Genomic DNA, 8,281 nt, shown 5'->3' on the forward strand with positions numbered 1-8,281 from the left:
TCTAGCTTCGTCGGCAGCGTCAGATGTGTATAAGAGACAGACATAATATATCAACCTTTTATCCCTTTTAGTTTTCATTCTCCCTTCACTTATACTTCTTTCCATAGTGAGAAATATTGTATGTGGGACATAAAAATACTAAAAAATCCAACTTCTTAATTTTGACATTAAGAAGTTGGATCTTCTTTCGTTATGTCGTAATAAACATACTGTGCTATTACATTTACCATTAAGAATACACGCTAAATATTAATTGAGTTAGTGGTTTTAATAACACATAAACTAATAAAATTTTACTTATTAATCTCCAAACATTCATAAACAGCCATCATATCTCGTTTATCCAACTCACGAATACGATTAAAAATCGGTATTTGTGCAACAGCCTCCGTTAATAAACTTTCATCCACAACATCACTAACTGTTCCAGTTAACCATGTTTGCACATCTATGCCATCAACAATTTCTTTAAGCCCTTCATCATTAATACCACTTGCATTACAAGTGACACATGGAATTGTTAATTTAAACACGCCATCATGTAGGTTATCTTCAGTTATAACTTTCTTTCCGTTACAGAATGGACATGGGTTGCTTTTTTTAATTTTATTAATTTGTGTAACTAATTTTTTGTAACCAAATGCTTCGTATACATATGTTAGTTTTTTATATTTTCCATTTGTGAAATACTGATTTATAATGGTTTCTCTTGTTTCATAAACATTAGAAAAATCACAAATAGTTACTTGATTATTGACGCTAATGGATTCTATATTCCCTTTAATTTCGTCCCAGAATGGTAAAATATTTTGTAACACTATTTCATAATTTGAAAAATTTGCTTGTTCTAATTCAAACATTTTCAGTGCAACTTGTACTTTTCTTGGCAATAAAGAAACATCTTCCGTCAATCTCATATCTCCACCTATTATAAACTTCAATTTAACGAGTGCCGGTAAATCACCAACTGTGTTCAACACTTCATCTATAGGCTGATTAATTATTTCACGAATATCTGCATTTCCAAACCTAAGTGGTTTATGATGATTTAAAACCGTCCCCTCACAAATTGGACATGTCATGATTTCTTTAGATTCCTTAATTTGTTCTTTAATAGCAGCTTTAGAAATAACAATATATCCACCAATAATCGTATTAAATCCTACCCATGTTCTACGTGTCTTACCTTTCTTATCATAAAATGATTTTTCAAAATACCCGTACCAAAATGTCTGTTTTTCTTCTTCTGACATATCATTATAGCTCTTTGATAAATCATGACCGAGTTCATTTTTAATTTCTTCAAATAAAAATTCTATTTTTTCATATTGATAAAATTTCAATACTTTCATGATTTCCAGATCGAATAAACCATCCCAAAATGGAACATTTTTATCTTGTATTGTAATGTCTTTATTAAAGATTTCAATCTTAAGGCGCCCTGAACAAGACGGACAGTGATTATCCTGTGAATAAAAATCAAAACTTCTCGTATCTTTATTGGTTGGATGGGCAGCTAAAATTTGATTAATTAATCCACCAATCTCATATAAGAAACTATATTGACTATACAAATGTCTTTCAAGATCAATAGCAATTATTGGTGCAATTGTATCAGATTCATATTCGCCATAAATTAATCGGGCCATTGATGATAAATTTTTTAAAATACCACCCTTATAAAGGTTTTCAGCATTTTTAAAATAGTTAATATGATTTTCTTTTACATAGTGAATTCCTTCTTTACGCTTTAGCGTTGAAGAAATATGTATTTGCGCAGCCTTTTTCACACTACTCTTTTGACGATAATAATCATTATGACTAATAACATCAAGATGTTCTACAGATTCAAGCTGTCTTTTCCCAAAATCAACAATATAATCCGAACTTTCTAGCATGTAACTATTATGTTCAATCATTATGATTGAGACTGATTCATCTTGTAAAATCCCTCTGACACTATCTATAAATTGATTTAAAATATTTTGTGATAAACCTTTTGAAGGCTCATCAAAAATAAATAAAGTATGTGGGTTTCTTGTGTTGGCAAATAACTCCGACACTAAATGAACACATTGAAACTCACCTGTTGATAATGTTTGTGTTTTTCTTTCTAATGTTAAATAGCCGAGTCCTAATTTGATTAGTAAACTCAAGCGCTTATATGCGATATCTTCATTTGGAAGGTCATCAATAATATCCTCAATTGAACGTTCAAAAATATCCTCAATTTCTTCACTATACTTTGTCAGTTTCTTTTTAATATCAAGGAAAGTAGCAACGGTTGATCGACTTGTAATTGACTGATTGCGATCTTGTCCTACCATAACAAGTTTGTCTTTTGGATATCGCTTTTGAAAATCTTTAGCGATACATTCATTAACAAGTGTAGATTTTCCACATCCTGATTCCCCAGTAACAGTTACAAGTCTATTTTTAGGAATCTGAAACTTAGTCATTTGGATATTTCGACAATATAATTCATGGAATGTATAATATTCTGTTGGCACTTCGTTATTTCGTTCTGATAGTAATGGCTTTGGCCTTGGTGATTCTTTCACAATTTTCCCGCCATATTTTCCACTACCAGGTCCAAAGAATAATTGCTCATCAGTTGTATCCAGTACTGTATCTGAATGATCAATGAGCCAAATTTGATTATTGCACCCTAATTTTTTGATTTCTTCTAATATTTGTAATAATGTTACGTGATCAAGCCCCACAGAAATCTCATCAATAATAATTACTGCATTTTCACTTACTGCCATGAATTCAGCTAAGTAAAGTCGTGTTAATTCTCCACCTGACAACGTACCCATAATTCGATTTAATGTTAAATAGCCAATGTTCATATTAATAATATTTTGTAAAATGTGTTGTTTTGCTTCACTAATATTTAATTCTTCTGCTAATGAAAGAATAGATTCAACACTTAAATCGTTAATATCCGAAATTGTATGTGGTGTAGCAAATAATTCAATAGTATGTTGTTCAACTTCTTCACTATAACGTTTTCCTTTACATTTTTTACACTCAATATTTTTAGTAGTACCACGCCCTTTACAAGCAGCACACCAACCTAACTGATTATTAAATGAAAAAACCTCAGGAGATAGATTAAATTCTTCAGCAAGTTTTTCACGAATCTCTTTAAAAACACCTGTATGAGTACCAATTGTCGAGCGCGGATTGGAAGAAATCGATGATTTCCCTAGAAAAAGGACTAAAGGCATTTCTTCCATCTTAATAGCACTAAAATTAGTCTCCATTATATTAGGAAATAAATATTGATATTCAGCCTTTGGCAATAAGGAAACTAGACGCTTCTTTGATTCTTCACCAATTGTTTGACAAAGAGTTGTTTTTCCAGATCCAGATAAACCAGCAATACCAACTGATTTATTAAACGGAATGATAGCATCTAATTTATTTATGTTGTTTGCAATTAATTGATTTACTTTCATATTAACCTCTATTCTTATCTTCTTAAAAAATCATTTTTATAATATAATAATTACATAATGAATATTACCTATTATGTAATTATCCTTTCAGTTCATGAATCTTGACCTTGTATTTTTCAAACCATTGTTGCCACTCATCTTTTGGAAATTCTTTCTCTTTTCCTTCTAACACGGAAGAAAAAAGTTCTAAACAAATATGCCAACCAGCAATATCTTTCGGTGTATGATCTGTTAATTCATGAATGAATTCTTTAAGAAGTAATAGGGATCCATTTCCTGCTTTATGTATTTCAAATCGAACACGATCTTTATCCCATTTGAATTCAAGTACTGCATTTAGTTGACACTCTAAAATATCAATATTTAAAAATGAACCGTCCATCATATCGAACTTTATCATTCCACCTGTTTGAAGGTTTTCAATCTGCAAATTAGACATCCATTTTTTAAGCTTACTGTTTTCAGTTAACACAGACCAAACTTCCTCTATCGTATAAGGAAATTGGCGTTGAAATTTTACAATATACCCATTAGATTGTTTCTCTATCTCAGCTAACATATTTATTCCCCTCACTCTCGCGCAGAATGTATGTTCTTATTTTACACGAATTTATGCATAAAAGAAATCTATATGGCAACTAAATATTAATTTAATGTGTAATACACTTCCAACAACACCATACCCCTCTGTTGTAATTTTTTTCGCATTAGGAAAAAACAAAATCACTTTCCCGTATAGCTCAGTAAGTGGTAAATCAGGAGAATACAAAGTGTTTTCAGTAATTAATGAATGGCTATTTAAAACTACTCTAACATTCATGAACTTTACGATTCAGGCTATTTTTAAACAACAAAAACACGTTACTATTTTTAATGAGAATAGTAACGTGTTTTTTACGTAATATATTTCTGTAGACAGAATCACATCCAAGTGCAAAGTTTTATGGAAGCCAAATGTACCACTTAACTACTAACATCTTAGTAAGTAAAAACTTCATCTAAACATTATTGTGTGTAAAAAAAAGCCAAACTATTTTTCAGTTAGTGACATTCGCTCTTCGGTACCGATAATATAATTTACACTTAAGACAAACTGCCTTTTTTGTTTTACTTATTTTTCACTTTATTTTTTCTGGATTATGAATTCTTTTCTTCAAACGAATGATGCCTATGCCTGCCATTATTTTTGTATCTTTCTACATTTACGAACCAAAGTGAGTACTGTTGCTGCAATAACCATCAACATGCCCATTATTGCACTGTTAGTTGTACTTGCACCCGTTTTTGGAAGCTCTTTATATGTATATTCTTTTTTATCATAATTACTATTGTTTGATATATTACTATTACTAGCAAGACCATTAGCTTTGCTAGTCTCTTTATCTTTCACTAGTACTTTTTGTATTGCCTTTACCTCATTACCTACGGAATCTTTGACACTATATATTATTTCATAAGTATCAGCTTTAGATGTATCTACTTTACCATCAACTTTTACTTTAGAAGTAAGGTCATCGTTCTTTTTATTAGTAGCTGATACTCCTACCATTGGGTCAAATTGATCATTCTCATTAATTGTAGTTGTAGCAGGTACTTTTAGTATTGGGTTGTCATTTTTAACTTCTTCTCTAACTTTAACCGTTACAGTTTGTTTCGCAGTTACTTCATGACCTTTAGAGTCTGTAACTGTGTATGTTAATGCGTAAGTACCAGCTTTAGATGTATCTACTTTACCATCAACTTTTACTTTAGAAGTAAGATCGCCATCTTCTTTATCAATAGCTAATACTTCTGTCATCGGAACAAATGAATCTCCTACATTAATAGTCACTCCAATAGGCGCTGTTAATTTAGGCTCTATATCTAATATTTCTTCATTTTTCTCTACAATTACAGTCTGCGTATCCGTTGCATTCCCCCCTTGGGAATCGACAACCAAGTAGTTCACAATGTATTTACCTGGTTTAGATGTATCTACATCGCCTTTATGCTGTACTCTATTTGTTAAATCACCATCTTCTTTATCAGCAGCTGTTACATTTCTCATCGGGTCAAACGTATCACCTACACGTAGTGTAATTGTAGACGGTACAGTTAACTCTGGGACTTGGTTTTCGGCAGTTTTTTCGTTTTCTTTCACTGCTCCCTTAATTTTTGCTGCATCAAAAGCTTTTTGGACCGCTTGAACCTCAATTGAGTTCGCTCCATATTTGTTTGTTGCAACTTTAAGGCACGCTAATCTCAATTCTGAGAAATTAGAAGTCATGTTCAATTCATCAGTATTTGCATAGTAGAAAATATCAAACATTTTATCTTCACCAATACCATTTACAGTTACACCATTATGAGTACCACCTTGAGCAATTAAATACGCAACTTTATTAATAATACTTGAGTTGAAATGAATGCCTCCATTATCCTCTCCATTTAAATCATTATATTTACTATAATCATCTGGATATGGTACTCCATTTGAATAATTGATTGAAGATGGATTTTTCATATTACGGAAAACCGATCCAGTTTGTTCTCCTGTTGTCCAGTTAAATTCCCCGTTATTTATGTATTTCTCAATAGCCGTTCCCATAATATCAGATAACGCTTCGTTAATTGCACCAGATTCTCCGAAAAATTCAAGGTTAGATTCGCTAGAGGTAACCGCATGTGTAAATTCATGGCCCACTATATCGAACGCTTTCACCATGGGGTCACCATATATAAGCATACTAATATTATTAATATTAGCACTAAATGCATTCTCCCAATTTTTAGGGTTATTTGTTCCTCCAGAATCCCATGCATGTACAACTGATACTACTTTTTTTCCCTTATTATCAAAACTATTACGCTTGTATTTATCTTTATAAAAATCATATACCTTTGTTGCTAAAAAATGAGCACTTACCGCCTTTGGATCAGTAAATGTTGGTGAAGTGCTAGTTACTAATATACCAGGATAATATTTTTCTTCATTTGTAATATCTCTATAATTTACATCATATGTCTCAATTCCTTGCCCTCTTGTGTAATCAGCAAGAGCATATTTCCCATTACTTTGTTCAGAAATACCAAAAGTGCGAGTTATACCTAAATCATCTTTTCCTGTTCCAGTTAGTGATACGAAATTGTTTTTTCTACTTTCCTTTAAAGGTTCAACATGCTCTTCACTTACTTTTAAACCTGATTCTTGTACCATATTTTTCAACATTTCACCATTATCGGCATTCACTAAATAAGTTCCAGATACATAGCTTGGTGTTGCAGCAGCAAATGTAACTTGATATGCATTTGAAGCTTGTCCATTATTTTCATCCACAAAAATAACTTCCTTAACTTCTGGTTCAGAAATGAACTTGATATCGCTCCCGTACTTCGTATAAATATATTGTTTGGCTTCTTCTTTTGATAGCTTAATAGGCTTTTTCAAATCTTCTTGTTTTAAATTTTGCGCGCTATCGCCTGAAACACTTTTAATAACACCCTTATTATCTACGTGTGCAGTTAATTGATGGCCATATACTTCTTTTCCTTCGTATGTTTGCTGCATACGTACGAGTGTAGTCCCATCATACGAACCACGTTTTTGAAAGACTTTATAATCTACTCCTGTTTCTCCATTGACTTGCTTTGGAGAAAGCGCTTGTTCTGTTTTCTCCTTAAGTGCATCCTTTACTACATTTTCTGGTGTCTTTTGTGACGGTTGAGTAAGTTCACCTGAGCGGAACGATTCCTCCTTCATTTGAACTTGTAGTTGATCTGTTTCCTCTGCATGACCTATTCCGTATGGCGCTACAGCTGTTAAAGCCAATCCTGTTGTTAATGCAACTATAGCTATTTCTTTTTTATTTTTCATGATATTTACCTCTTATAATTTCCTAAAATATAAAACTGTTAAAAATTATACTATTCATTCGTATCAAAAAAAGAAAATAAAAAGCATATAAAATTAAACAAAATCGCATAATTTAATGACGTTAATTCATTATTTAAATATAGTTATTCTAGAGAAAATCACTGCTTTTAATGAACTTTTTTATAGATATATATAAGGTTCGATAAATTAAATTTCACGTGTAAATTCTCTTTTTTTTAAAGATCCAGTTTGAGTTTTCTAAGGTTATCATAGCAAATAAGCCCTAGTAGGTTTCTATTTTCAGATCTTTCTATTTTAATTTTCATCAATAAATGAAGTCATATAAAAGTGAATTGTGTAACACAATATATTAATTACAGATATAAAGCATATTATAAAAAGGTGACTTCTGTAATCAACAAAAGTCACCTTCTTACAATAGATTCGCAATACATATTATCCCAAAAATGTTTATAATGTATAATTTCTATGTAACAAAGAAAAATAATTTATTAACGAGCATTTTCCAAAACTTTTATTAGGTCATTTATATTTTCAATTTTCTGTTGAAACTGATCAAATTTGCTATGTAGCAATGAAGGATTTTTATCTTCTCTTGAAATAACTTGTTTTAATTCGTGCTCTAATTTATCATACGCATCAAAGAAATTATCAAATTCTACACTTACAAGCTCGTCATTTTCACGATAAAATCTTTTTGCTTCTATATAAGTCATATATGATTTATTTAAAAACCCTAATGAAATTAAATATTTAGAAGTGTTTTCTTGATAAATAGCAATATCACATGCTGTTTTAATATCAGAATAAGTCTTTTGAATAAAACATTGTAATTCAAGAATCTTAAACTTTAAACCATAATTCATTTCATTCCCTCCCATCCTATCTATTCTACATAAAATCTGTCTCTTATACACATCTGACGCTGCCGACGAAGCTAGAA

Annotated in this window: 4 protein-coding genes; all 4 read right to left on the reverse strand. The window is 31.2% G+C overall.

The features are described 5' to 3' along the window. Positions 1-293 precede the first annotated feature (293 nt). The 4 genes from JDS92_RS28720 to JDS92_RS28735 all read right to left on the reverse strand — a co-directional run bounded on the left by JDS92_RS28720 (position 294) and on the right by JDS92_RS28735 (position 8,204). Entirely contained in the window at positions 294-3,464 is a 3,171-nt protein-coding gene (locus tag JDS92_RS28720; protein WP_199632947.1) for an ATP-binding cassette domain-containing protein, read from the reverse strand. A gap of 79 nt (positions 3,465-3,543) precedes the next feature. Then, entirely contained in the window at positions 3,544-4,023 is a 480-nt protein-coding gene (locus JDS92_RS28725) for an SRPBCC family protein (RefSeq protein WP_199632948.1), read from the reverse strand. Positions 4,024-4,644: 621 nt separating this feature from the next. Further along, entirely contained in the window at positions 4,645-7,317 is a 2,673-nt protein-coding gene (locus JDS92_RS28730; protein ID WP_087969216.1) for an immunoglobulin-like domain-containing protein, read from the reverse strand. 512 nt (positions 7,318-7,829) lie between these two features. After that, on the reverse strand, positions 7,830-8,204 hold the full coding sequence (locus JDS92_RS28735; protein WP_001106151.1) for a hypothetical protein: 375 nt from the start codon (positions 8,202-8,204) through the stop codon (positions 7,830-7,832). Between the last annotated feature and the right edge of the window lie 77 nt (positions 8,205-8,281).

Origin of the sequence: Bacillus cereus group sp. N12, from assembly GCF_016483575.1 — a bacterium.
GTDB classification, from domain to species: Bacteria; Bacillota; Bacilli; order Bacillales; family Bacillaceae_G; genus Bacillus_A; species Bacillus_A toyonensis.